Origin of the sequence: Geomonas anaerohicana (assembly GCF_016458305.1) — a bacterium.
GTDB classification, from domain to species: Bacteria; Desulfobacterota; Desulfuromonadia; order Geobacterales; family Geobacteraceae; genus Geomonas; species Geomonas anaerohicana.
Map to the genome: position 1 here is coordinate 492,846 of NZ_JAEMHL010000001.1, position 23,090 is coordinate 515,935.

17 protein-coding genes are annotated in these 23,090 nt (G+C 61.9%); 8 read left to right on the plus strand and 9 right to left on the minus strand.

Annotated features, from left to right (window positions below; all coding sequences use genetic code 11):
- Position 1 precedes the first annotated feature (1 nt).
- The 8 genes from JFN91_RS02050 to JFN91_RS02085 form a co-directional block, all read right to left on the minus strand.
- Complete coding sequence (locus JFN91_RS02050) at positions 2-1,843, minus strand: aldehyde ferredoxin oxidoreductase C-terminal domain-containing protein (RefSeq protein WP_199387546.1); 1,842 nt, start codon at positions 1,841-1,843, stop codon at positions 2-4.
- 128 nt (positions 1,844-1,971) lie between these two features.
- Complete coding sequence (locus JFN91_RS02055; RefSeq protein ID WP_199387547.1) at positions 1,972-2,196, minus strand: MoaD/ThiS family protein; 225 nt, start codon at positions 2,194-2,196, stop codon at positions 1,972-1,974.
- A 101-nt stretch (positions 2,197-2,297) separates the two neighbouring features.
- A complete protein-coding gene (locus JFN91_RS02060; protein ID WP_236014870.1) occupies positions 2,298-3,008 on the minus strand; it encodes an ABC transporter ATP-binding protein in 711 nt (236 codons plus the stop codon).
- Positions 3,005-3,730, minus strand: coding sequence for an ABC transporter ATP-binding protein (locus JFN91_RS02065; RefSeq protein WP_199387548.1), 726 nt, complete (start codon positions 3,728-3,730; stop codon positions 3,005-3,007). Before JFN91_RS02065 ends, JFN91_RS02060 begins: the two co-directional genes overlap by 4 nt.
- 3 nt (positions 3,731-3,733) lie before the next feature.
- On the minus strand, positions 3,734-4,735 hold the full coding sequence (locus tag JFN91_RS02070; protein ID WP_199387549.1) for a branched-chain amino acid ABC transporter permease: 1,002 nt from the start codon (positions 4,733-4,735) through the stop codon (positions 3,734-3,736).
- 1 nt (position 4,736) lies between these two features.
- Positions 4,737-5,624: a branched-chain amino acid ABC transporter permease gene (locus JFN91_RS02075; RefSeq protein ID WP_236014871.1), complete on the minus strand. Its 888-nt coding sequence runs from the start codon at positions 5,622-5,624 to the stop codon at positions 4,737-4,739.
- A gap of 175 nt (positions 5,625-5,799) precedes the next feature.
- Positions 5,800-7,041, minus strand: coding sequence for an amino acid ABC transporter substrate-binding protein (locus JFN91_RS02080; protein ID WP_199387550.1), 1,242 nt, complete (start codon positions 7,039-7,041; stop codon positions 5,800-5,802).
- Between the two features lie 366 nt (positions 7,042-7,407).
- Positions 7,408-9,186 (minus strand): sigma 54-interacting transcriptional regulator, encoded by a 1,779-nt coding sequence (locus tag JFN91_RS02085; protein WP_199387551.1) that lies wholly within the window; start codon positions 9,184-9,186, stop codon positions 7,408-7,410.
- A gap of 498 nt (positions 9,187-9,684) precedes the next feature.
- On the opposite strand from JFN91_RS02085, the gene gabT reads away from it, so the two are divergent.
- Complete coding sequence (gabT, locus tag JFN91_RS02090; RefSeq protein ID WP_199387552.1) at positions 9,685-10,995, plus strand: 4-aminobutyrate--2-oxoglutarate transaminase; 1,311 nt, start codon at positions 9,685-9,687, stop codon at positions 10,993-10,995.
- A gap of 340 nt (positions 10,996-11,335) precedes the next feature.
- Positions 11,336-11,830 (plus strand): NUDIX hydrolase, encoded by a 495-nt coding sequence (locus JFN91_RS02095; protein ID WP_199387553.1) that lies wholly within the window; start codon positions 11,336-11,338, stop codon positions 11,828-11,830.
- Here JFN91_RS02095 and JFN91_RS02100 read toward each other — a convergent pair.
- Positions 11,827-14,403 carry an MASE3 domain-containing protein gene (locus JFN91_RS02100; RefSeq protein WP_328745417.1) on the minus strand — a complete coding sequence of 859 codons (2,577 nt, stop codon included), beginning with the start codon at positions 14,401-14,403 and terminating at the stop codon, positions 11,827-11,829. The two genes, JFN91_RS02095 and JFN91_RS02100, sit on opposite strands and share 4 nt — an antisense overlap.
- Before the next feature lie 279 nt (positions 14,404-14,682).
- Here JFN91_RS02100 and JFN91_RS02105 point away from each other — a divergent pair, with 279 nt between their 5' ends.
- The 6 genes from JFN91_RS02105 (at position 14,683) to JFN91_RS02130 (ending at position 23,076) form a co-directional block, all read left to right on the plus strand.
- Positions 14,683-15,192 (plus strand): OmpA family protein, encoded by a 510-nt coding sequence (locus JFN91_RS02105; protein WP_199387555.1) that lies wholly within the window; start codon positions 14,683-14,685, stop codon positions 15,190-15,192.
- A gap of 332 nt (positions 15,193-15,524) precedes the next feature.
- Complete coding sequence (locus tag JFN91_RS02110; protein WP_199387556.1) at positions 15,525-16,175, plus strand: response regulator transcription factor; 651 nt, start codon at positions 15,525-15,527, stop codon at positions 16,173-16,175.
- 220 nt (positions 16,176-16,395) lie between these two features.
- On the plus strand, positions 16,396-17,115 hold the full coding sequence (locus JFN91_RS02115; protein WP_199387557.1) for an AzlC family ABC transporter permease: 720 nt from the start codon (positions 16,396-16,398) through the stop codon (positions 17,113-17,115).
- Positions 17,099-17,410: an AzlD family protein gene (locus JFN91_RS02120; protein ID WP_199387558.1), complete on the plus strand. Its 312-nt coding sequence runs from the start codon at positions 17,099-17,101 to the stop codon at positions 17,408-17,410. Before JFN91_RS02115 ends, JFN91_RS02120 begins: the two co-directional genes overlap by 17 nt.
- Before the next feature lie 600 nt (positions 17,411-18,010).
- Positions 18,011-18,304, plus strand: coding sequence for a hypothetical protein (locus JFN91_RS02125; protein WP_199387559.1), 294 nt, complete (start codon positions 18,011-18,013; stop codon positions 18,302-18,304).
- Positions 18,301-23,076, plus strand: a complete 4,776-nt coding sequence (locus tag JFN91_RS02130) for an Ig-like domain-containing protein (protein WP_199387560.1) — start codon at positions 18,301-18,303, stop codon at positions 23,074-23,076. The genes JFN91_RS02125 and JFN91_RS02130 overlap by 4 nt, the downstream gene beginning before the upstream one ends.
- Positions 23,077-23,090 lie beyond the last annotated feature (14 nt).

Sequence of the window (23,090 nt, forward strand, 5' to 3'; positions counted from 1 at the left end):
GTCACTCCCCCTGGACCGGCAGCAGTCCTTCCATTTCCGGTTTGAAAATACTCCAGACGCGCTGGCGCAGCTCACCCAGGAATTCATTCGTGATGAATTTCGGCAGCGTGACCTTGGGGTTCGGGTCGTTCATGACCTGCGAGGGGAGGGTGTACTCCTTCTCCTCGTGGAACCCCTGGCGCAGCTCCAGTGCCAGGCCGCGCAGGTAGGCCCGCCGCACGGCGGCGAGGATGTCGGCGGAGGCAATCTCCAGTCCCGCGGCCTCTTTCAGTGCCCGCACGATAATGTTGTGCCCGATGCCGACCCCGACGAACTTGCACAGGCCGATCATGTCGTAGCCGACCTGGAAGAGCCCGGCGGTGGTGATAGCCTGGGTCCACTCATCAAGGGAGTGTTTTCCTTCCTTGGCGAGCATCATGTGGGTTCCCATGGACATGTGGCCGCCGGCGATGGCGAACATGTAGCCGGGATTGGTGTCCGGGAGGTAGGCTGGGAGTTCCAGGCCCTTCACGTGCATAGCGTAGGCTGTCTCGCCGGTCTCTTCGGAGAGGCGCTTCACGCCGCGGGCGATGCCGGGGAGGGTGCCGCGGCCTGCCCCTTCGATCAGTTCCGCGATCTTCTCGTAGTCTCCGAAGGTGGCGCCGTTGAAGAGCGGCTTGTCCGGGTGACGCTCGTTGTAGTCGAGCACGTAGGAAATGGTGGTCCCGAGCGAAATGGCGTCCATGCCCAGGAGGTCGCAGCGGTGGATCAGGTCGCAGACCTTGGCAGGCTCGTGTACGCCCAGGTTGGAGCCGAACAGGATGAGCGGCTCGAAGTCGAACTTGGCCGCCAGCTTGCCGCGGCTGCCGTCCTCGTTCTTGTAGAAGAGGTTGTTGTGGCAGCGGATGCCGCAGCGGTGGCAGGCCTCGGTGGCGATGTCGAATTCCTTCTCAACCTCGTCACGGAACAGCCGCTCCACGTCGTCGTTGCCCTTGGGGCGGAAGTTGTTGAGCGGGACCGCGTGGAAGACCTGGAGCACCTCGATGTTGGCCCAGGTCCCGCCGCCGCCACCCTGGCTCGCCGGCTGAAAGCGGGCGCTGCCGCCGCTTTTGAGGATGTCGCGGTTCACGTCGCGGATTTCCGGGGTGATCTTCTGCAGCTTGTCTGAGCTGAGCGCCACCACGGCCAAGAGGTTCTTGTACCCCAAAAGGCTCCCCATGCCGCCGCGGCCGGCGAAGCGGCTCTTGGGCTCGCCCGACTTCAGCTCGTTGTCGGTGCTCATTACCACGGCGCCCATGTAGTTGTTCTGCCAGTTCTCGCCGGCGGGTCCGATGGCGGCGAAGTGGGCCTCCGGGTACTCCTGGTACAGCGCCATGATCTTGGCGTGGCCGGTGAGCCCGACCAGGTGGTCGGCCGGCTTCAGCTCGACCTCGGGGCCGTTGGCCCCTTCCTTCAACAGGGCGTAGACCGGCTTGTCGGAGCGGTTCTCGAAGATCACCTCGTCCAGCCCGGTCCACTTGAACTTGTTGCCGAAGTTGCCGCTGCCGGTGGACCACATGGCGCCGGGGCGTCCCGTGCCGGACTGCTTTAACGGGCTGTAGCCGGAGAAGTAGCTGCGCATGCCGGTCATGATGCTGGTGCCGGTCAAGAGGCCGGTGTTGAGGATCACCGGGTTCTCCGGGCAGTAGGCCTCGGCGATGTCGCGCTCGGCGAGGATCTGGAAGCTCCTGCCGAAGCCGCCCAGCACGTCTTCCAGGTTTTTGCAGGGGACTTGGGCGAAGGTGGTTGTGCCGCTGGCAAGGTCGACGGTGCAGCGTTTATAGATGACGCTTTCCGGATTGTTGCTGATGGTTTTTTCGCTCATATCGTAGCTCCGCAAAAATATAGTTGATGGACTGTAGGGGACTGGCTCCGACAGGTGCCTGTCCCCCTGGTCTTAAGGTGGTGATCGAAAGTCCCCCTTGTCAAAGGGGGATCTAGGGGGATTTGCTACTACCCTCCGCCCATGCGCGGCAGGAAGGAAACGACGTCCCCCTCCGCTACCGTCTCGTCCCATCCCGCGTGCAGGCCGTTGACGAGCACCGTGCCCACGTCCTGCCTGGCGAGTCCCAGCTGCTCCACGATCGACGCGATCTTTTGGTCCGGGGTGATCTCCCAGTCCGCTTCGTCGAACTTCTGCCTGCGCAGGGACGCGTAGAGTTTTACCTTGATCTGCATGTGAAACCTCCCGTCATGACAACGGAAAAAGGATCCCTCCGGCCCCGGGGCGACCTGGGGCGGAGGGAGGGTGTGAAAGGAGCGGTGCTACAGGTTGCTGCTTAGAAACCGAGGTAGGCTTCGCGGATGGACTCGTCTGCTTCGAGGTCCTTGCCGGTCCCCTGGCCCACGATGCGCCCGTTTTCCATGACGTAACAGTAGTCGGCGACCTTCAAGGTCTGGTGCACGTTCTGCTCGACCAGGAAGATGGTGAGCCCCTGGTTGTGCAGCTCCTGGATTACCTTGAAGACCTCCTGTACCATGATCGGCGCCAGGCCGAGGCTCGGCTCGTCGAACATGATCACCTGGGGATCCTGCATCAGCGCGCGGCCGATGGCAACCATTTGCTGCTCGCCGCCGGAAAGGGTCTCGGCGGTCTGGGTGCGCCGCTCCTCCAGTCTGGGGAATATCTCGTAGATCCGCTTCAGGGTCTGGGCGCGCTTGGAATGTGCCCTCTTCAGGTAGGCGCCGACCAGGAGGTTCTCCTCCACGGTCATCTTCGGGAAGAGCTGGCGCCCTTCCGGGACCAGGGTGATGCCCAGGTCGACCACCTTGTGCACCGGCATGCCGGTGACCAGCTTGCCGTCATAGTGGATGGTGCCGCTGGCGGTCGGGATCAGGCCGCACAGCGATTTGAGGGTCGTGGTCTTGCCGGCGCCGTTGGCGCCGATGAGCGCGACCAGCTGCCCCTTGGCCACCGAGAAAGAGATGTTCCACAGGGCCTGGATGTCCCCGTAATTGACTGAGATGCCGTTGACGTCGAGCAGATTCATGCCGCTTCCTCCCCAAAGTACGCTTGAACGACATGCGGATCGCTGGACACCTCGGAGGGGGTCCCTTCGGCGATCTTCTTGCCGAAATTGAGCACCACCAGGCGGTCCGAGATGTTCATGATGACGCGCATGATGTGCTCGACGATGAGGATGGTGAGACCCTGCGCCTTGAGCTTCATGATCAGCTCGACGGTGCGGTCCGCCTCGGTCGGGTTGAGGCCGGCGACGACCTCGTCCAGGAGCAGGAAGGACGGCTCCAGTGCCAGCGCCTTGCTGATCTCCAGGCGCTTACGCCCGGCCAGGGTGAGCCCGGCTGCAGAGACGTTGGCGCGGTCGGCAAGACCGGTGGTCTCCAGCACCTGCCAGGCGTGACGCTCGGCGTCGGCCTTTTTCGGGTGCTTAAGGAAGGAGGCGATGGTCACGTTCTCCAGCACGGTCAGGCCGGCGAAGGGCTTGACCACCTGGAACGTGCGGCCGATCCCTACTCCCGCTAAGTCGTAGGGGGGCTTGCCGGAGATGTCGTTCCCCTGGAAGATCACGCTCCCCTTGGTGGGGGCGTAGTAGCCGGAAATGACGTTGAACAGGGTGGTCTTGCCGGCGCCGTTGGGGCCGATGAGGCCGACGATCTCGCCTTTTTCGACGCTGAAGCTGACGTCGTCCACGGCGGTGAGACCGCCGAAACATTTGGTTACCGAATTTACCTTGAGGATAGGTTCAGCCATGAGTTAGTTCCCCTCTTCCGGTGCTGCCACGGCGGAAAGAGCCGCGGGTTCCGATACCGGTTCCGCGTTTTGCTGCGGCCTGGCGGCGCCTGCCTTGCGCTTTACCATGGTGCCCCAGAGGCCGTTGGGTATGAAGATGACGCTGATCGCGATCAGCGCGCCCAGGATGATGAGATAGAGGAGCTGGAAGTCGGACAGGTAGGCCCAGAAGATCGTCTTGAAGGCGAAGATCAGGATGGCCCCGAGAGCCGGTCCGAACAGGGTCCCCATGCCGCCGAAGACCACCATGACCACCGCCTGGTCGCTGACCAGGTCGCCCAGCGTCGAGGAGGGGTCGATGAAGGTGATCCAGTAGGCGTAGATGCCGCCCAGGATGCCGGTGGGAAGCGCCGAGAGGATGAAGGACTGCATCTTCAGCTTGGTCGGGTTGAGGCCCAGCGCCTTGGCGCCTTCCTCGTCCTCGCGGATCGCCTTGAGCTTAAGCCCGAAGGGCGCGCGCTCCAGCAGATACCAGAGGATGGCGAAGGTGCCGCCTACCGTGATCAGCATCAGGTAGTAGAAGAACTGCGGGTTCAGGAACGCCTCCAGGCGCATGCCGTCCGGGCCGCCGGTGAACTCGACGTTCAGGGCGAGCTGCTGAATGGCGCGGGAGAGCGCCCAGGTGGCGATGGCGAAGTAGGCGCCTTTGAGCCTCAGGGTCGGGATGCCGGCGATGAGCGCCACGATAGCGGCAGCGACGCCGCCAGCCGGCAGGGCCGCCCAGAAGGGGAGGTTCGCCTGCATCATGAGGATGCCGATGGTGTAGGCGCCGATGCCGAAGAAGGCACCGTGGCCGAAGTTCAGGTAGCCGGTGTAGCCGGCGATGACGTCGAAGGCGATGGCGAGCCCGATCCACATCACCCCCTCGGTGAGGACACGCAGTACGAAGGTGTCATGCACCACGAGAGGCAGGATCAAAAGGGCGGCACCGATGATGGCCAGTATGGTTGCGCCACGATTTTTCATGTCAGACCCCCTTGCCGAACAGCCCGCGCGGGGAAATCAGCAGGATGATGTAGAGGATGGCGAAGACGGCGAGCAGGGTGTGGCTCGGGTTGAAGTAGATCATGAAGATCGACTGTACCAGGCCCAGAAGGAGCGCCGCCCAGGGCACGCCGGCCAGGTAGCCCATGCCGGCGAGCACCACCACGAAGAAGGCGAAGATGGTGTACTCGTTGCCCATCTGGGCGCCGATGGAGAGGATACAGCCCAGGAGCACGCCGGTCATGGCCGAGATGCCGACGTAGATGCCGTACACGTAGGAGCCGGTGCGCTTGCTGTTCACTCCCATGAGACCCGCGGCATCCTTGTGCTGTGCCAGCGCACGGACGCCGAGGCCGAAATTGGTCTTTTTCAAGAGGTAGTGCAGGATCAGGGTGATCGCCAGCGCGTAGGCGAGACCCACCAGACGCACGGTCGGGATGGTCACGGTCAGCCCCAGCGGCTCCAGGTTGAACGATCCTTCCGAGAAGGCGGACGGGATCGAGTTCGAGTAGAAGCCAAAGGCGGTGAGGGCGAGCCCGCGGAACATGATGGCCAGGCCGAAGGTGAAGACGAGGCCCATCAGGAAGGGGTTGCCCTTGGTCCCGGAAAGCACCCGGTGGATCACCGGCTGGATCACGTAGCCGACCCCGAAGTAGAGGACGAAAATGACCGGCAGAAAAAGGAAAGGATCGAGGCCGGTCCATTTGTTCAGGTAGTAGCCGGTGAAGGCCCCGAACATGATCCATTCCCCGACGGCGAAGTCGATGACGTGCATGACCCCGTAGGTGAGCGAGAATGCGATGGCGATGGTGATGTAGATCCCCCCCAGCAGTATCCCGTCGGTCAAAGCTTGTGGCAGCAGTTCCATCATAAAGCAAGTCCTCCAGCGTTGCGTTTCCAGCGAATAGTGCAGCTACGTTGTGTGCGGTCCGTCTGGACCGGCGGCGGTCGCCCGCCCGGGCCGCTCTGGCCGTTGTGGCTCCCCGATGCGGGGAAATCCCCTGCCGGCGGCGTTTGCTGCCGGCAGGGGATGCTTCATGCAGCTATTAACGGGACTTCCACTCTTTCATCGGGTAGATGGCCGGAGCTTCGACGGAAGCCTTCGGGCCGACGGTCTTGACCTGGCCGCTCTGGATCTGGACGGTGAGCGGGTCGAGGCCGACGTTGGCGTGGTAGAACTCGCCGGAGGTGGCGAACTTCACGCGGCCGTAGAAGGTCTGCACGTCGATCTGCTCGAGAGCCGCGATCAGCTTGGTGCGGGTAGCCTCGTCCATCCCCGGCTTCGCGCCGATTTTCTGCAGAGCGGTCTGGAAGGCGATGCCGGCGGCGGAGCAGCCACCCTGGGTGTAGTCGCCCGGGTTGTTGAATGCTTTCTGGGAAGCGGCTGCGTAAGCGGCAGCGTTCGGCCAGAGCACCTTGCTCTTGGTCTTGGCGGTGCCGGTCCAGCAGGTGGTGCCGAAGATCTGCTCGCCGTCTTTGCCGACTGCGTCGATGAATGCCTTGTCGGTGATGCCACAGTGCATGAGGAGGGCTTTCGGGGTGTAGCCGATCTGCTTGAGTGCTTTCACGAACTTCACGTGCTCTTCGTCGTGGCCGCCGAAGGCGATGACGTCGGGCTTCATGCTACGTACTGCGGAGAGGAGCGGGGTCATGTCCTGACCGGACGGGACGATGCTGAACTTCACGATCTTCAGCTTGGCCTTCTCGGCGGCTGCCTTGTAGGACTCGGCGGTTGCCTTGGAGAATGCGTCGTTGGAGCCGATGATGGCGATGGTCTTCGGAGCCGGCTTCATCTCGGTCAGGGTCTTGATGGAGGTAGCGCCGGTGAAGTTGATCGGCGGGATGGTGCCGAAGGTGTACTTGAACTTGTTCTTCCAGATGAGCGGGCTCTCGGCGGAGCCGGTGATCATCGGGATCTTGTACTTGTCGACGACCGGGGCCACGGCGAGGGTTACGCCGGAGGAGTAGGGGCCGAGGATGAAGTCGACTTTCTCCTGGGTGATCAGCCTCTCAGCCGCTGCCGCGCCGGCAGCCGGGTTGGACTGGGCGTCTGCGTACACCAGCTTGACCGGGTACTTCTTGCCCTGGATCTCGATACCGCCCTTGGCGTTTACTTCCTGCGCCCAGAGGTCGTAACCGCGCTTGGTGATGTTGCCGCCGGTGACCAGATCGCCGGACAGCTCGGTGATGACACCGATCTTGAAGAAGTTCCTCTGCTCTGCGTGGGCCGGGATGGCCACGAAGAGGGCTGCGATGAGCAGCAGTACCCTGACGAATCCAAACTTCATTGTGCTACCTCCTGTTGTTTGATGTGCCAAAAAAAGTTTTTGAAACAACCTGCATCGCATTCCATTCAGGGTTCGCGGCCGGTGCGGTGGACGACGTCGGCTACCGTCGGCCGAGGGAACCCGGCGCCCGCACCTCCCGGCGCTGGCAGCCCGTATACAGCAGAAAGCATGCCAAATGGCCCGTTCCGGCGGCAAAGGAGAATTTTGCAGAACGGGGTTTGGCGAAACTCCGCATGCTTACTGACAATGAACGGTGAACGGGGCGATGCGGGGGAGGCAGGAGGGGGATTGTGCCCCGCCGAGGCGCCCCGGGTCGACGGCAAAATTATTCACATGTGAATAAAGGTCGTATACAGGGTCGCGCCATCAGCAGGCGAGCCCGTAGCGTTTTAATTTGCGTGCTATGGTCGGCTGGCTCACGCCGAGCGCCTCGGCCAGGTCGGCCTGGCAGCCGTGTGATTTGATGGCATGGGCCAGCAACGCACGCTCAGTACTTTCAATGACTTGCGGCAGGGTCATGCTCTCGGGCCACTGTGCCGGTGCGGTCGCCTCGCTGGTGTCACCCTTGGCCACGTCGGCGGGGAGATCCTGCAAGCTGATCACTTCGGACTCGGTCATGACCACCAGGCGCTCGCACAGGTTCATCAGCTCGCGCACGTTGCCCGGGAACGGGTACCCCAAAAGGGTGTCGCAAGCCGCGCGGGAGAGGCGTTTGCTGGTTTTGTGCTTCTTCGCGTACCACTCGATGTAGTGCAGGATGAGGGGGAGCAGGCATTCCTTGCGCTCCTTGAGGGATGGGACGTGGATCGGGATGACCTTGAGGCGGTAGTAGAGGTCGAGGCGGAACTTCCCTTCTTCGACCATTTGCTCTAGGTTTCGGTGGGTTGCGGCGAGGATGCGCACCTTCACCTCGCGGGGGCGGGTGCTCCCCAGGCGCATGATGGTGCCGTCCTCCATGAAGCGCAAAAGCTTCACCTGTGAGGGGAGCGGCAGTTCGGCGATCTCGTCCAGGAACAGGATGCCGCCGTCGGCGAGCTCGAAGTAGCCCGGTTTGCCGCCGGTCTGGGCGCCGGTAAAGGCCCCCTTGTCGTAGCCGAAAAGCTCCGATTCTATGAGGGATTCCGGGATGGCGCCGCAGTTGATCTTGATGAGGGGCTTGTTGGCGCGCTCCGAGTTCTTGTGGATCAGGTCGGCGAAGAGCCCCTTGCCCACGCCTGACGGCCCCAGGATCAGCACGGTGGACTCGACCTTGGCGACCTTGAGCGCCTGGCGCAGCGCCTTGAGCATGGCGGGGCTGCGGGCGATGATCTGCTGGTTCTCAAGCTGCTGTTCCTGCTGCATTTCCAGCATCTGGTTGCGGTACTGGTCCCGGATCGCCTCCTGGTCCTCCAGTTCGCGCTGCAGGTTGTCGATTTCCGTGATATCCCGCTCGCTGACGACTACCCGGGTGATGCGGCCGGCCGAGTCGAAGACGGGGGCTGCCGTGGTGATCAGTTTGCGCCCCTCGCGCTGCTGCAGGAGGTTCACCCGCGTCCCCGTCCTGAGCACCTCGAGGGTAGCGGAACGGTCGAAAACACGGGCGTTGATGAGGTCGCGCATGTTGCGCCCGACCACGTCCTTGGCCTGGACGTTGTTGATGCGCTCGGAAGCCGGGTTGATGCGCACGACGTTGGCGTCGGCGTCGCAGATCCAGAGGCCGTCCGACGAGGAGTCGATGATGGTGTCGAGCTCTCGGGTAAGTCCCTGGAAAAACTCCATCTGCTTGGCCATCTCTTCGAGTTCCGTGCTCTCGACGAAGACGCAGACGGCGCCCACCTGCTCGTGGTCCAGGAGCATCGGGCTCACCCGCACCAGGAAGTTGGATTCGATGCCGCGTACCGAGATCTCGGCATTACGCGCATGTCCCAAAAGCCGCTGCGCCACCTTGGGCCAGAGGTCGGGGAGCACGTCGTTCAGGTGCACCCCCTGGAACGCGCCGAAGCTCTCCCGGACCGCTCGGTTGGCCAGGATCACCATGCCCGAGGTGTTGACGGCCAGGATGCCGACATCGACGGCGTTGACCATGGCTTGGTAGAAGGCGTCCGAGCGCAGCTCGCCTCCGCTGGAAAAACCGATCAGTTCCACTGGGTTAAGCGAGTTGTTCACGGCGGAGCTTCTCCTTCTGCGTACTCTCTTTTACCGGTCGGGAGGCCTGGAAGGGCGGGCAGTTGTGGCGTATACCATATCCCCGTTGAGGCGCATTATGCAGAAATGAATCAAATATTCAAGTGTAAATAATAGAACAACCCCGAAACAGTCATAGCCGTTCTTATCACCCTCAGTAGTGAAAGTCCCTCCTTTTCGCGTATGACATTTTTGGCCTTACTTATAGTGCGTTGCCTGCACCCCTGCCAGTATACATATAACGCGTTACTGTAGCGTGCGTTTTGCCTCTGTCACGAGAGAGGACCGTCGGTCAGCTAACCTTTACGTCAACGGCCAGGTCAGTCGATACAGGCTCCTCTCTGACAGCTTGGTACGGTCTTTGTAGTGGGGGATGACCGGGCGGACTGAACGAAGTCCGGTCTCTTCGATCCGACACCTTTACCGGGGGCCTCACACGAACCCGGTAGTCACCAACTACTAGGCAAAGGAGCTTCACCCATGACTGCTGGTAACGAGCAACTGATGGAACTGCGCAACAAACACGTCCCCGGAGGGGTGGCACTTTTGAGCCCCGCCTTCATTGCCAAGGCCCAGGGGGCCATCATGACCGACGTCGACGGACGTGACCTGATCGACTTCGCCGGTGGTATCGGCGTCAACAACGTCGGCCACAGCCATCCGAAAGTCGTCAAAGCCATCCAGGAGCAGGCCGAGAAATTCATCCACACCTGCTTCCACGTCGCTCCCTACCAGGGGTACATCGAGCTGGCACAGCGCCTGAACGAACTGGCACCGGGCAACTCCCCGAAGCAGACCATGCTGGCCAACTCCGGCGCCGAGGCGGTCGAGAACGCCATCAAGATCGCCCGCTACGTCACCAAGCGCCCGGGCGTCATCTCCCTTGAGAACGGCTTCCACGGCCGCACCCTGATGACCATGACCCTGACCTCCAAGGTGAAGCCTTACAAGTACGGCTTTGGCCCCTTCGCTCCGGAGAGCTACCGCATCCCGTCCGCATACTGCTACCGCTGCCCCTACGGCGGGAGCTACCCGAGCTGCGGCTGCGCCTGCGCCCACAAGCTCGACGAGTTCTTCACCGGCTACGTGGCGGCCGAGCAGACCGCTGCCATCATCATCGAGCCCATCCAGGGCGAGGGCGGCTTCGTCACCCCGCCGAAGGAATACTTCGAGATCGTGCAGGGGATCTGCAAGAAGCACGGCATCCTCCTCATCATCGACGAGATCCAGAGCGGCATGGGGCGCACCGGCAAGCTGTTCGCCATCGACCACTGGGGCATCGAGCCGGACCTCATCACCACCGCCAAGAGCCTTGCCGGCGGCATGCCGCTCTCCGCGATCACCGGTCGCGCAGAGATCATGAGCCAGCCGCACCCGGGCGGACTGGGCGGCACCTACGGCGGCAACCCGCTCTCCTGCGCGGCTGCCCTCGCCGTCCTCGACATCTTCCTCAACGACGGGCTGCTGGACCAGTCCGTTAAGCTGGGCGAGAAGCTGCAGCAGCGCTTCGACGAGATGCAGCAGAAGTACGAGATCATCGGCGAAGTGCGCGGCAAGGGCCCCATGCTCGCCCTCGAGCTCGTGCGCGACCGCAACACCAAGGCGCCCGCCGGCGACCTCGCCAAGAAGCTGGTCAAGCTCTGCTACGACAAGGGGCTCGTCATCCTGTCCTGCGGTGCCCTCGGCAACGTAGTCCGTCTGCTGATGCCGCTGGTCATCACCGACGAGCAGCTCGAGCGCGGCATGGCCATCCTCGAGGAGTCCCTCGCCGAGGTGAACGCCGAGATCTAAGGCTCAAGGCAAAGCAGTAAGAACGATACGGCAACGGCAGTGTCTGGCATCTTCGGGGTTGGGGAAGAAGAGATGCACAGCACTGCCGTTGTCGTTTTTTTAATACCTTAAAACCATTGGCCACGGAGAAAATCTGAGGAAATCTGAGAAAGGCGAAAACATGAACTTCAAGAGCTTTTGGTTTATGACAGCAGTATCTCCCTCTCCCTCTCCCTCGGGGAGAGTGGTTGGGGGTAGGGCGCCAGTTAACTCTGCCGACCTACCCCTTGCCAGCGATGGCCGGCAAATGGCATAGTGGATAGCGCCGCGATGGGGCAGATTTTCAGGAAGGGGAACCTACATGACGGAGCAAAAAGATCCGAGACATACCGTGGTGGTAGGATGCCTGGTGCGCAACGACGAAAATCAGGTCCTGTTGATCCGCCACCGGAAGCGTGGCTGGGAGATACCGCAGGGGCGCGTCGAGGAAAGCGAGGACCTGGTCGCTGCTGTGCGCCGCGAGGTCGCCGAGGAGGCCGGTGTCGACGTGGAGATCGGTCCGCTTGCTGCCGTCTGGTCCATGGTCTCCCCCACCTCCGCGCTCATCTTCGCCTTCCTGGGACGCTACATCTCTGGGGAGTTGAACCCGACTGATGACAGCGAAGCCGCCACCTGGGTGGCAGCAGCAGAGGCCGTCGAGATGGTGACGAGCCCCGTCATGCGCGAGCGGCTCGCCGTGCTCCTCAACTACGACGGCGGCGTAAGCTACCGCTCCTATTCGCTGAAGCCCTACCACCTGCACCACGAACGGAACCTGCTGGCCTGGCCGGAACCCGGTTCCAACTGCGACGTTTAGCCCAGCAGCGCGCCGATCTTCTGCAGGCATTCCCTGAAGTCAATCGGTTTTGAGATGTAGTCATCCATGCCGGCGGCGATGCAGCGGTCCTCGTCCTGTTTCATGGCGTGCGCGGTCATGGCGAGAATGGGTAGCCGTCCCCCGCGCTGCTGTTCCAGCTCCCGAATGGTCCGCGTCGCCTCGAAACCATCGAGATGCGGCATCTGGACGTCCATGATGATCATGTCGAAGCTGGACCGCTGCCACTTTTCCACAGCCTGTTCGCCGTCTTCAGCGAAGTCCACCTGGTAACCAAGCCTCCCCAGCATGGTCCCCAGCACCTGTCGAATGGTAGGGTCGTCCTCGGCGATCAGCAGGCGTCTGGTGATTGCCGTTGCCGCTGCCGCTGTCTCTGCGGCTTGGGCAGGAGGGCGCGGCGAGGGAGGTTCAACCTCCGCCTCGCCCTCGATGAGGTCCAGCAAAACCGAGAACGAGAAACAACTCCCTCCACCCGCTTCACCTGCCACGACGATGCTTCCTCCCATCCGCTCAACGATCTCCTTGCTGATGGCCAGCCCCAGCCCAGTGCCCCCATGGCTGCGGGTGTTGGAGTCGTCGAGTTGGCTGAAGGAATTGAAGAGCAGGTGCCTCTTGTCTGCCGGGATGCCGATGCCGGTGTCGCGCACCGCGAAGCGGAATTCCATCTGGCCGTCGGACCCTGCTCCTGCGCGCACGTCTATGGCGACTCCGCCGTGCTCGGTGAATTTGACCGCGTTACCAACGAGGTTGGTCAGCACCTGGCGCAATCTGACCTGATCCCCCTGCACGTGGTCGGGGAGGCCGTCTTCAACCTGCAGATCAAGCTCCAGCCCCTTGCGCTTCACCTCGGGCATCACAATGTCAACAGCTTGGCCCAGGCAGGCGCGCAGGGAGAACGGCCGGATGTCCAGGGTGAACTTGCCTGCTTCCACCTTGGCCAGGTCCAGGATGTCGTTCAGTATGCGCAGCAGCGAGCGCGCCGACCTCTGGGCCGTCTGGATGTAATCGGCTCTCTCTGCGGCGTCCGGTGTGAGCAGGGCGAGGTCGAGCATGCCCAGGACTCCGGTCATCGGGGTGCGCAACTCGTGGCTCATGTTGGCCACGAACCTGCTCTTGGTGTTGCTGGCCTCTTCGGCCGCCTGCTTCGCCTGGCGCAGCCGTTCTACCATGAGGGTGCGCTCCATGGCGATGGATACCTGGTCGGCAACCGCTTTCATCAGGGAGAGATCATCCTCGCTGAAGCTGGTCCTGCTGCAGGTGCCGAAGGAGAGGGTTCCCAGCACCCGCCCCTGTGACAGCAGCGGGTGGCAGGCGTATGCCTTTACTCCCAGCGATTTGACCAATTCGGTGCGCGCGTCGAGCGACCCCGGGATGTTCTCTGCCACGATCCTGCAGCCGTCGCGTGCTGCGCAGCCGCAGACGGCTACCCCCAGGTTCAGCCGCTCGATGGCTTGGGCCTGCTTCTCGTCGATGCCGGCACAGGCATTTAGTTTCAGTCCACCTTCCTCTGCATCCATCAGGTAATTGAAGAAGACATCGCACTCTAAAAACTCCATCACCTGCCGGCATAAGGCATTGGCAAGTTGCCGGGGATCCTTGCTCTGCAGCAGTTGGCTTGCCGTCTCCGCAAGAAGGTCGAGCCGCTGGTTGCTCCGCTTTAGTGCGGCTTCGCGTTCCTCCTTCTCTATCAGTTCGCTGGTGCGTTGCTCCAGGGCGCGCTGTAGCCGGGCCTCACTCTGCTTGAGGGCTTGTTCGCTCTGTTCCAGGCTGCGGAACAGCACCGACGCGGGTTCTTTCAGTCCCATGGAAACGATGGCCCGGTAGATGAGGAAGGAGGAGAGGAAGAGAAAGAAGTGGCCAACCTGGTTGGCCTGGCCGTAGACGCTCATGTATTGAGTGAACGCGACATCGGCGCCAGCTGCGCTGAGCGTGGAGGCAAGGAGTATTCTCAGGACGCGACGGTCGAAATGTTCCCTGTTGGCCCACAGCACCCCCACCGAGGCCAGCAGGATGGCTATGATGCTGTATTCACTGTAAATCTTGAATGGGGTGAGCCCCTGTCCCTCAATGTAGCATTGAGGGAATTGTCCCGAGAAGATGGCCAGGATGAGCAGCACAGTCGTGCCGCCGAAAAAGGCCAGGGTTGCGGGAAGGTTGAGCTTTCGTCTAATGAACAGTGGTGCCGCCAGGAAGGAGAGGCTAACCACATAGCGGGAGGAGATCCAGAGTTGAGTGGGGAGGTTGGCGTCGTATCCGATAAAGATGCCGATCCCCTTGTAGGAAAAGGTATGTAGCAGTTCCAGGACGCCGGAGACGGCGAAAGAAATCGCCAGGAAAAGAAAATAATGGTTATCGAGAAACTTCCGCGAATTCCAGGCCAACAGGAAGACGCCCAAGGTCACCAGAACGCAGAAGACCTCGACCATGGTGTGGAACAGCAGGTAGGAGTAGCTGCTGCATACGTAGAGGACCAGTATGGCGAGCGTGAACAGGACGAGTGATAGGATCCTTGTCTCCGTCCGTTGCGCTTCGTTGCGGGCGGTGGCCTCGCTCACTCGTTCTCCTCCATGCTGCTTCATAAGGGGAAACTCAATAGTTGCGTTGGGAATTTATCATTGTGACGCGATTAGAGTCAAAGTGTTTTTGGGGCTTTTCGCACCTGGCGGGCTGTTTTTGCCTAGAAGGATGATGTGCGACCCGCGTTCGCTGGACCGATTACGTTGGAAGGGCACCTCCATTGACGCACAGGTTAAAAGGTATTATATTTTTAGTCCGGCCATTGAATGGAGGTGACGGTGCCACTCTCAATGCCAAAAAATCTGAGGAGGGATTACATGTTACGGAAAATTGCTGTTGCTGTTGTACTGACTCTGTCGGTTTCGGGTGTTTCGTATGCCGGGCTTGATGCTGTCAAAGGGCTCGGTAAAGACTTGGGCAAGGAAGCTGCGTCCACCGCTAAGCAGGGCGCTCTCAGTGCCGTGACCAAGAAGCTCAAGAAGGTCCAGAACGAGAAAGGCCCCATCAAGTTCAAGACCGGCAAGGCCGAGGTCGATCCCGCTTGTGACAAGACCATGACCGCCATCGCGGCGATCATGACGGATTATCCCGGCTTCCATGTGCAGGTCGATGGCCACACCGACAACGTCGGCAAACCCGAGGCTAACATGAAACTCTCTCAGGACCGCGCCGACGCAGTCGTCAAGTACCTGGTCGACAAGAAAGGCGTAGCAGCCAACCGCCTCTCCGCCAAAGGTTTCGGCGACACCCAACCCATCGCCGACAACAAGACCAAGGCGGGGCAGGCCAAGAACCGCCGCGTCGATTTCACCGTCACCAAGATGTAGCGAGATGTGGGGAAACCGCGCCGCTGCGGTTTCCCCATCACTCCACATCCACCCCATCCTCCCCTGACTCCCAACCCGCGCCGATAGCCTCCTCGTGGACCAACAATCATCCAGTAGCGGCTCTAAAGCCCTCCTTTGCGTAGGTTCAGCAGAGGATTCCTTGGACCTGCCGACTATGTTCCCACAACGCACTGTGTGTGAACAAGCGTCCCCCCCCTTTTTTGCCTTTAGAAGCCACCTCACACACATACGTTGCTTCGGGCTCAGAGGAATGTTAAGCTGCAGCCCCACATCCCAGTGCAGCTTGTTCCCTGTAGCCTTTGGAGAGAGCCATGAAAAAGATCCTCGCCGTAGAAGACAGCAAGGTGGCGCAGGCCCAGGTGCTGGACATCCTCAGCGGAGAGTATGAGGTCACCCTGCATGAAGACGGGGCCACGGCCAAGTCCGTCGCGCTGGAAGTCACTCCGGATCTGATCCTGCTCGATGTCAACCTCCCCGGGATGAACGGCTATGAAATCTGCGGCCAACTGAAGGCGGACGTGGCAACGCGGGAGATCCCGGTAATCTTTCTTACCAGTTGCGACACCAGCAGTGAAAAGGTGAAGGGATTCGAGGCCGGGGCGGATGACTACATCGTGAAGCCCTTTTACCCGGAGGAGTTGGTAGCCCGTGTCTCTCTTCACTTAGCCTCGCGACGAGAAAAACAGATGGCGGTCGAGTTCGAGAGGCTGAAGCTGTTGCGGGAGATGGCCGTCGCTATCAGTCACGAGTTCAACAATCCACTAACCGCGATACTGTGGCATCTGCACCTGGCTACCAAAGAACTGGGCGAGGGGAACGACAAGGCCCGCACTCACCTTTCTGACTTAAAACTAGAATTGGACAAAATCCGCCGCATCGTAGCCCGCCTCGCCGAAGCCTCCCGTGACGCCAAAACCGAGTACGTCATGGGCGAAGCCATGATCGACGTCAACAGCATTTGATCCCTTGTCTGGGAAAAGGACCTGTTGCTTTTAAGGATGAGGCCACGCGCCAGGTTCTTTTGCGAAGGGGGGACAGGGGGGATTTCCCTTCGGTCGCGAGCGCCGCACACAATACCGCCCCTTTTTTACCACCATCTGTATCTTTTCCACACCAGTCCATAAGTAGTAGTCTGTGAATCCAGACGAACAAATTGCATGGTAGCCAGCACCAAGGAAAAGTATGAAACACAGGAAGCCCGAGATGATCAGGGGAGCCAGGGCCAACGTGCCGGTGGCCGCCAGCGCCATGGCCTATGGCAGCGTGCTGGGCGTGCTCGCCGCACAAAAGGGATTGAGCTGGCTGGACATGATGTACATGAACAGCGCCGTCTTTGCCGGTGCCGCCCAGTTCGTCATGGTCGACATGTGGTCGAACCATATGCCCATCTTCGAGATGACCCTCGCCGTCCTGGTGATCAACCTGCGTTACCTGCTGATCGGCGCCTCACTCGATCCGCTCTTCTCCGGACGGGGACTGCTGCACAAGATGGGGATGATGCACCTGGTTGCCGACGAGAACTGGGCCGTCACCATGTCCGAGCAGCGCAACGGGAGCGCCACCACCTGGTTCCTCTTCGGCGGCGGCGTCTTCCTCTACCTCGCCTGGAGCAGCGGGACGTTGATCGGTCTCTTGGGCGGTGGTTTCATCACCAGGCCCGAAGACTACGCCCTGGATTTCGCCTTCACTGCGGTGTTCACGGCGCTGGCCGTAGGGCTTTGGCGCGGCAAGGGCGACGTGCTCCCCGGGGTTGTCGCCGGAGCAGCCGCCCTGTTGGCTCACAAGTTCCTGCCGGGGAAGTGGTATATCGTGGCGGGGGGGCTCGCCGGTGCCGTAAGCGCCATGCTAGGGCCGTGCGAGATCGAAGAGGCGGAGGAGGTAGAAGATGTTCCCAGCTATTAAACCGCAGGTGTTGGTCGCCGTTGGGCTCGCCGCCTGCGTAACCTATTCATTGCGGCTGGGCGGGTTACTGTTGGCCTCCCGTTTTCCGCGTTCGGGGCGTTTTCGGCGTGGCATGGACGCCCTGCCCGGTGCCCTGTTGTTCTCGCTCGTGTTGCCGTCCATCGTTGCCGAAGGCGTTTGGGGGCTCATGGCCGCTGCCCTCACCGCCATCGTCGTCCTTCGCACCCGCAACACCTTGGCCGCCATGCTCTGCGGCATGCTGGTCATCTTCGCCGTGCGCAAGATGGGGCTGTAAACCGCGCCGAGACCATAGAGCGGACAGTCGCTCATCTCAAGCCCCCCTTTCACCGCTGTTTCCTCTGTTGTTCTCTCATCATAAGCCGCACATGCGTCATCCGTTCCCCGAGGCCGCCGTCTTTCAAGGAGGAGGAAGTTCGCCTGGCGGATCAGGGATGTGGCTATGTTGGCCATTACTTCGGCGTGGCGGTTTTAGATTTATGGCTAGTTGAGACCTTCTCTTTACTACATCTCACTAAATTGTGTGTTTGTTACAATTGGGTTGTATAAACGTTACGTTTTGAGATTGAGTGAGTTAGGTAAAATTAAGTACGAATCCCTGCCATTCTTCTGGTAGTGTGATCTGAATAACAGACGCTAAGGGGTGAAGAGCATATAAAAAAGAATGGTTGCCTGTCTGCTTCAGACAATGGCCCGCAGGATGGCTCGGCGGTGTTATGGCGGCAACCGTTGTTTGCTCTTTATATTACGTCTGCCCTCGGCCATAGAGCCGGCTGGGCATCATTGACGGCGTGCCGGCACTGTCTGCACCCTGAACAGGGCCCCAGGGCCGTAGCAGGCTCCTGGCCAGCCGCACCATGCACTACCCGGAGCAAAGATGAGCCGCAGTAATCGCCTCTTTCTGCTGATTTTCGTCACCTTCCTTTTTTGCGCCTCAACCTGCCTTGCCGAAGAGGAGTTCGTCGGCACTGTGAGTGGCCGTAACGGTGCCCAACTCTCGATCCGGCTCCCCGACGGGTATAGCCGCAGCGTACGCATCACAGGGCAGACCAGGTTCTTCAACCAGGACTCGCCGGTGCCGCAGCGACGCATCCTGCCGCACACCCTGGTGCGCATCGCTCCCAAGGACGGCGAGGCCCTCACGATAACGATCCTGGAGGCGCCCCGATGAAGAAGCTTTTCTCCGTCCTGGTCGCCTGCGTCCTTTTGGGCCTCTGCGCCGGGACTTCCTTCGCGGCCCCGCAGATCATCGCCAGTTCTCTTTCTCCCGCAAGCGGCGCCACCAATGTCGATCCCGCGGTGGTCGATACCATCTGGGCGCAGTTCGATGACAGCAAGATGGACAAGGACAGCTTTGCCGGAAGGATCAGCGTGGATAGCGGGGCGAGCTACACGGTGAGCCTCGTCAACGACCCCGGCGGTGACTGGGCCAAGATCTCCCTGAAAAGCGCACTGAAGTACAGCACCACCTACACGGTTACCATCGACTACCGCGTAAAGAACAAAAACGGCACCCAGATGGGGTCGAGCAGCGCCTACAACTACAGCTGGAGTTTCACCACCAAGGCGAAGCCCTACACCGACACGACTCCTCCCACGGTCACCTCGACCTTCCCGGCCAGTTCGGCCACCGACGTGCCCCTCGCCGCCGACGTCAGCATCACCTTCAGCGAGGTGATGGACCCGGTCAGCATCACCACTTCCAGCATACGCGTGAACAACGGGGCGGTGAGCGGTACCGTCTCCCTCGACAGCAGCGGCAAGGTCGCCACCTTCCACCCCGGCGCGGGCTTCAGCTCGGACACCCCGTACACCGTGACGGTCAGCACGTCGGTGCGCGACAGCGCCGGCAACGCGCTGGCAATGGATTACACCTTCAGCTTCCGCACCCTTAAATTCGACAACATCGCCCCCACGGTGACCGCCGCCTCGCCGCTGTCCGGCGCCACCAACGTAAGCGTCGCCACCACCATCAGCGTGACCTTCAGCGAGGCGATCAACGCCAGCACCATCTCGACTTCGAGCTTCACGGTCGGCGGCGTGAGCGGCACGGTGAGCTACAACCCCGCCACCTGGGTCGCCACCTTCACACCCTCCGCACCGCTGGCCAACTCGACCACGTACACCGTGAGCCTCGGCACCGCTATCCAGGACCTCTCCGGCAACGCCCTTGCGGGCACGAGGACCTGGAGCTTCACCACGGAGGCGACCACGCCGCCCCCCTCTCCGAACGAGTACTGCCAGATCCCCCCCTACGTGACCACTGACGGGACCGGCATCAAGCCCAACCTGCTCCTTATCGTGGACAACTCGGGGAGCATGTACGAGTTCGCCTACAAGGCACCGGGGACCGGGACCAGCTCCTACGACACCAGCTACAACCCGGCCTCCGCCTACTTCGGCTACTTCGACAGCGGCAGGATGTACAAGTACAGCGGATCCTACTTCGAACCCGACACCGCCGCCGTTAACAAGAGTTCCTTCTGGTCCGGCAACTTCCTGAACTGGCTCACCATGCGCCGTGTCGACATCATCAGGAAGGTGCTGGTCGGCGGCAAGGCCCTCTCCCGTTCCACCAACACGACCAACTACCTGCTCGCGGCCGAGGACCCGGACCGGGATTTCTACAAAAGCTACAACAACGTGCGCTACACGGTGCGGGCCGGCACCTCGACCGAGGTGGTCCAGGACACCACCAACAACAAAAGCTACAACGTGAAGATCTACATCGGGGACAACCCGCCCCAGGACGGCCTGATCCAGGGATACCGCGACAAGATCAACTTCGGCCTCATGTTCTTCAACGACGGCTACCGCTACGAAAGCGGGGTGAACGCGGTGCGGGACGGCGGCGTCATCAAGGTCGACCTCGGCACCACCGGGACCAACCTCATCACGCAGATCGAGAGCACCGACCCCTCCACCTGGACGCCGCTGGCCGAGAGCCTGTTCGAGGCGGCACGCTACTTCGAGGCCGCGGACAGCGCCTACAACGGGGGGACCTACTCCGGAAAAGATCCCATCGCGTACCCCTGCCAGAAGAACTTCGTGATGGTCCTGACCGACGGCGAATCCACCATGGACCAGAACATCCCCGGGAGCTCGGCGACGGCTTCCGGCAAGGTGACTGATACGAGCCTCGACGTGAAGAGCTGGATGGACAGCATCGCGGCCCAGGAAGGGTACGCGAGCCAGTATGCCTCCAGCGCCAACGGCAGCGACGGGACCTACTACTTGGAGGGGGTCGCCTACTGGGCCCACAACACCGACCTGCGCTCCTCGACGCTGGGCAAGAATGCCATGCCCGGCAAGCAGAGCCTCACCATCTACACGGTGTTCGCCTTCGACGACTCCCCCATCGGGCGTGACATCCTGAAGAAAACGGCGAAGTACGGCGGCTTCGACGACTACGATGGTACCGGCAGACCGGACAAGACCCGGAAATGGGACAAAAACGGTGACGGCATCCCGGACACCTACTTCGAGGCCCAGGACGGGTCGGTTCTCGCCAACTCGCTGCAGACCGCGTTCAACGACATCCTGGCCAAGGTGTCCTCCGGCACCGCCGCCTCCATCCTTAGCAACAGCGAAGGGAGCGGGGCCAACGTGCTGCAGGCGCTCTTCTACCCCAAGCGCTTCTTCAGCGGCCAGACCTCGGCAGACTGGACCGGCGAGTTGCACAACCTGTGGTACTACGTGGACCCCTTCATCAACGACAGCACCATGCGGGAGGATAGCGACTACGTGGGGGGGAATCCCGCGCCGCCTCACTACCTGAACCTGGGCAGCGACAACGTGGTCCGGTTTCGCTACAACGCCTCGCTCGACCGGACCACGGCGCGACGCTATCGCGACGCCGGCGGGGACGGCAGGGCCGATGTCGACAGCAACGGGGACGGCGTCGCCGACAGCTACACCTTCCTGGACGAGGTCGACGCCGATGCGGTAAAGAGCATCTGGCGTGCCGGCAAACTGCTCTGGCAGAGGACCACGCCGCGCACCATCTACACCCAGACGGTAGGCAGCCTCACCAGCTTCACGGGGCTCGACACCTCGCTTGCCTCGACGAGGACCCTGCTCCAGGCCGCGAACCAGACCGAGGCGGACAAGATCATCGCCTACGTCGCCGGTGCCGACCAGAGCGGCTACCGCAGCCGCACCGTCAACATCGGTGGGACCACGGGGGTCTGGCGGCTGGGCGATATCGTTGCCTCCACCCCGAGGCTGCAGTCCACCCTCAAGCTGAACGCCTACAACGTGGCGGCGCCCAGCGGCTACGGGGACACCTCCTACGGGGACGACCGCGCCAAGGCCGGCTTCATCTACAGTTCCGCCTACGCCAACCGCGGCATGGTCTACGTGGGGGCCAACGACGGCATGCTGCACGCATTCAAACTCGGGAACCTTTCCGTCAACAGCTCCGGTGACCTCAGGGCCACCCTGTCGGGCTCCGACCTCGGCGAGGAGCAGTGGGCCTTCATCCCGAGAAACGCGCTTCCCTACCTCACCTACTACGCCGACCCCGCCTACGCGCACCTGTACTACGTTGACGGCGCCACCACGATCAACGACGTGAGCATCGGGACCACCGCCGGCTGCAGCAACTACTGGGACTGCCCCAAGGCCGCCGACGGCAGCACCTGGCGCACCGTTTTGGTCGGGAGCATGGGGCTTGGCGGTGCGTCCAAGATGAAGGGGGCCGGATGCAAGGGGACCGCCTGCGTGGAAACGCCGACGGTCGACCCGCTCGACAGCAGCAAGGGGCTTGGCTATTCCTCCTACTTCGCCCTTGACGTGACCCAACCGGACGCCCCCTCCTTCTTGTGGGAATTCGGGCACTCCGGCCTTGGCTTCTCGACGGCCGGCGCCGCGCTGGTCAGGATCAGCGCCCGCAAGGCAGACGGCGCCCCGGACAAGAGCAAGAACGGGAAGTGGTTCGCCGTGCTGGCCTCCGGTCCGACCGGCCCGATAGACCCGTCCAACCACCAGTTCAAGGGGACCTCGAACCAGAACCTGACCCTCTACGTCCTGAACCTCGTGGACGGCACGGTGGCGGCCGTCATCGACACCCTCGTCGACGGGAGCAAGATCTCCAACGCCTTCGCCGGGACCATCACCAGCGCCGTCAGCGATACCGACCGGTGGAACAGCAACGCACCTGGGAACTATCAGGATGACGCCCTCTATATCGGCTATACCCAGCTTTCCGGCACCACCTGGACCGGGGGGGGGGTGCTGCGGCTCGTCACCGGAGAGGACCCCGACCCGCGCAACTGGAAGCTCAGCAAGGTGATCGACGGGACCGGCCCGGTCACGAGCAGCGTGGTTCGGCTCCAGGACCGCAAGAACCATAACCTCTGGCTCTACTTCGGCTCCGGGCGCTACTACTACAACCAGGACGACAACAACGGGCAGCGCCGGCTCTACGGTGTGAAGGAGCCATGCTACCTTGCGGCCGACCGCCTCGACGCCACCTGCAGCACCGGGACGTCGCTGTCGGCCCTGACCGACCAGTCGACCAGCATCTCGGCGAGCATCGGCAACCAGGGGTGGTACATAAACCTCGCCCCCGAGAACACGGCGGCGAGCTTGGGCGCCGAGCGCCTGGTTACCGATCCCGTTGCTCTGACCAACGGTGTCGTCTACTTCACCACGTTCGCACCCACTTCGGACCCCTGCGGCTACGGCGGGAACTCCTACTTGTGGGGGGTGAAGTTCGATACCGGGGGGGCCGCCTCTGCCGCCGCACTGCAGGGGAGGGCACTGGTGCAGGTTTCCACGGGGAGCTTCGAGGAGGTCGACGTGGCCAGCTCGCTCACCGACCGGGGGGGGCGCAAGCAGCAGAACCCGATGGTCGGCAAGCCGCCCGCCGATCCTCCCCCCATCGTCAGCAAGAGCAACCTCAAGCCGGTGAAGCGGATCCTGCACATCAAGGAGCACTAGGGCGCCATGGCCGG

Coding starts and splice junctions, on each gene's coding strand:
- JFN91_RS02050 (WP_199387546.1), bottom strand. CDS start 1,843: ATGAGCGAAAAAACCATCAGCAACAATCCGGAAAGCGTCATCTATAAA.
- JFN91_RS02055 (WP_199387547.1), bottom strand. CDS start 2,196: ATGCAGATCAAGGTAAAACTCTACGCGTCCCTGCGCAGGCAGAAGTTC.
- JFN91_RS02060 (WP_236014870.1), bottom strand. CDS start 3,008: ATGAATCTGCTCGACGTCAACGGCATCTCAGTCAATTACGGGGACATC.
- JFN91_RS02065 (WP_199387548.1), bottom strand. CDS start 3,730: ATGGCTGAACCTATCCTCAAGGTAAATTCGGTAACCAAATGTTTCGGC.
- JFN91_RS02070 (WP_199387549.1), bottom strand. CDS start 4,735: ATGAAAAATCGTGGCGCAACCATACTGGCCATCATCGGTGCCGCCCTT.
- JFN91_RS02075 (WP_236014871.1), bottom strand. CDS start 5,624: ATGATGGAACTGCTGCCACAAGCTTTGACCGACGGGATACTGCTGGGG.
- JFN91_RS02080 (WP_199387550.1), bottom strand. CDS start 7,041: ATGAAGTTTGGATTCGTCAGGGTACTGCTGCTCATCGCAGCCCTCTTC.
- gabT (WP_199387552.1), top strand. CDS start 9,685: ATGACTGCTGGTAACGAGCAACTGATGGAACTGCGCAACAAACACGTC.
- JFN91_RS02095 (WP_199387553.1), top strand. CDS start 11,336: ATGACGGAGCAAAAAGATCCGAGACATACCGTGGTGGTAGGATGCCTG.
- JFN91_RS02105 (WP_199387555.1), top strand. CDS start 14,683: ATGTTACGGAAAATTGCTGTTGCTGTTGTACTGACTCTGTCGGTTTCG.
- JFN91_RS02110 (WP_199387556.1), top strand. CDS start 15,525: ATGAAAAAGATCCTCGCCGTAGAAGACAGCAAGGTGGCGCAGGCCCAG.
- JFN91_RS02115 (WP_199387557.1), top strand. CDS start 16,396: ATGAAACACAGGAAGCCCGAGATGATCAGGGGAGCCAGGGCCAACGTG.
- JFN91_RS02120 (WP_199387558.1), top strand. CDS start 17,099: ATGTTCCCAGCTATTAAACCGCAGGTGTTGGTCGCCGTTGGGCTCGCC.
- JFN91_RS02125 (WP_199387559.1), top strand. CDS start 18,011: ATGAGCCGCAGTAATCGCCTCTTTCTGCTGATTTTCGTCACCTTCCTT.
- JFN91_RS02130 (WP_199387560.1), top strand. CDS start 18,301: ATGAAGAAGCTTTTCTCCGTCCTGGTCGCCTGCGTCCTTTTGGGCCTC.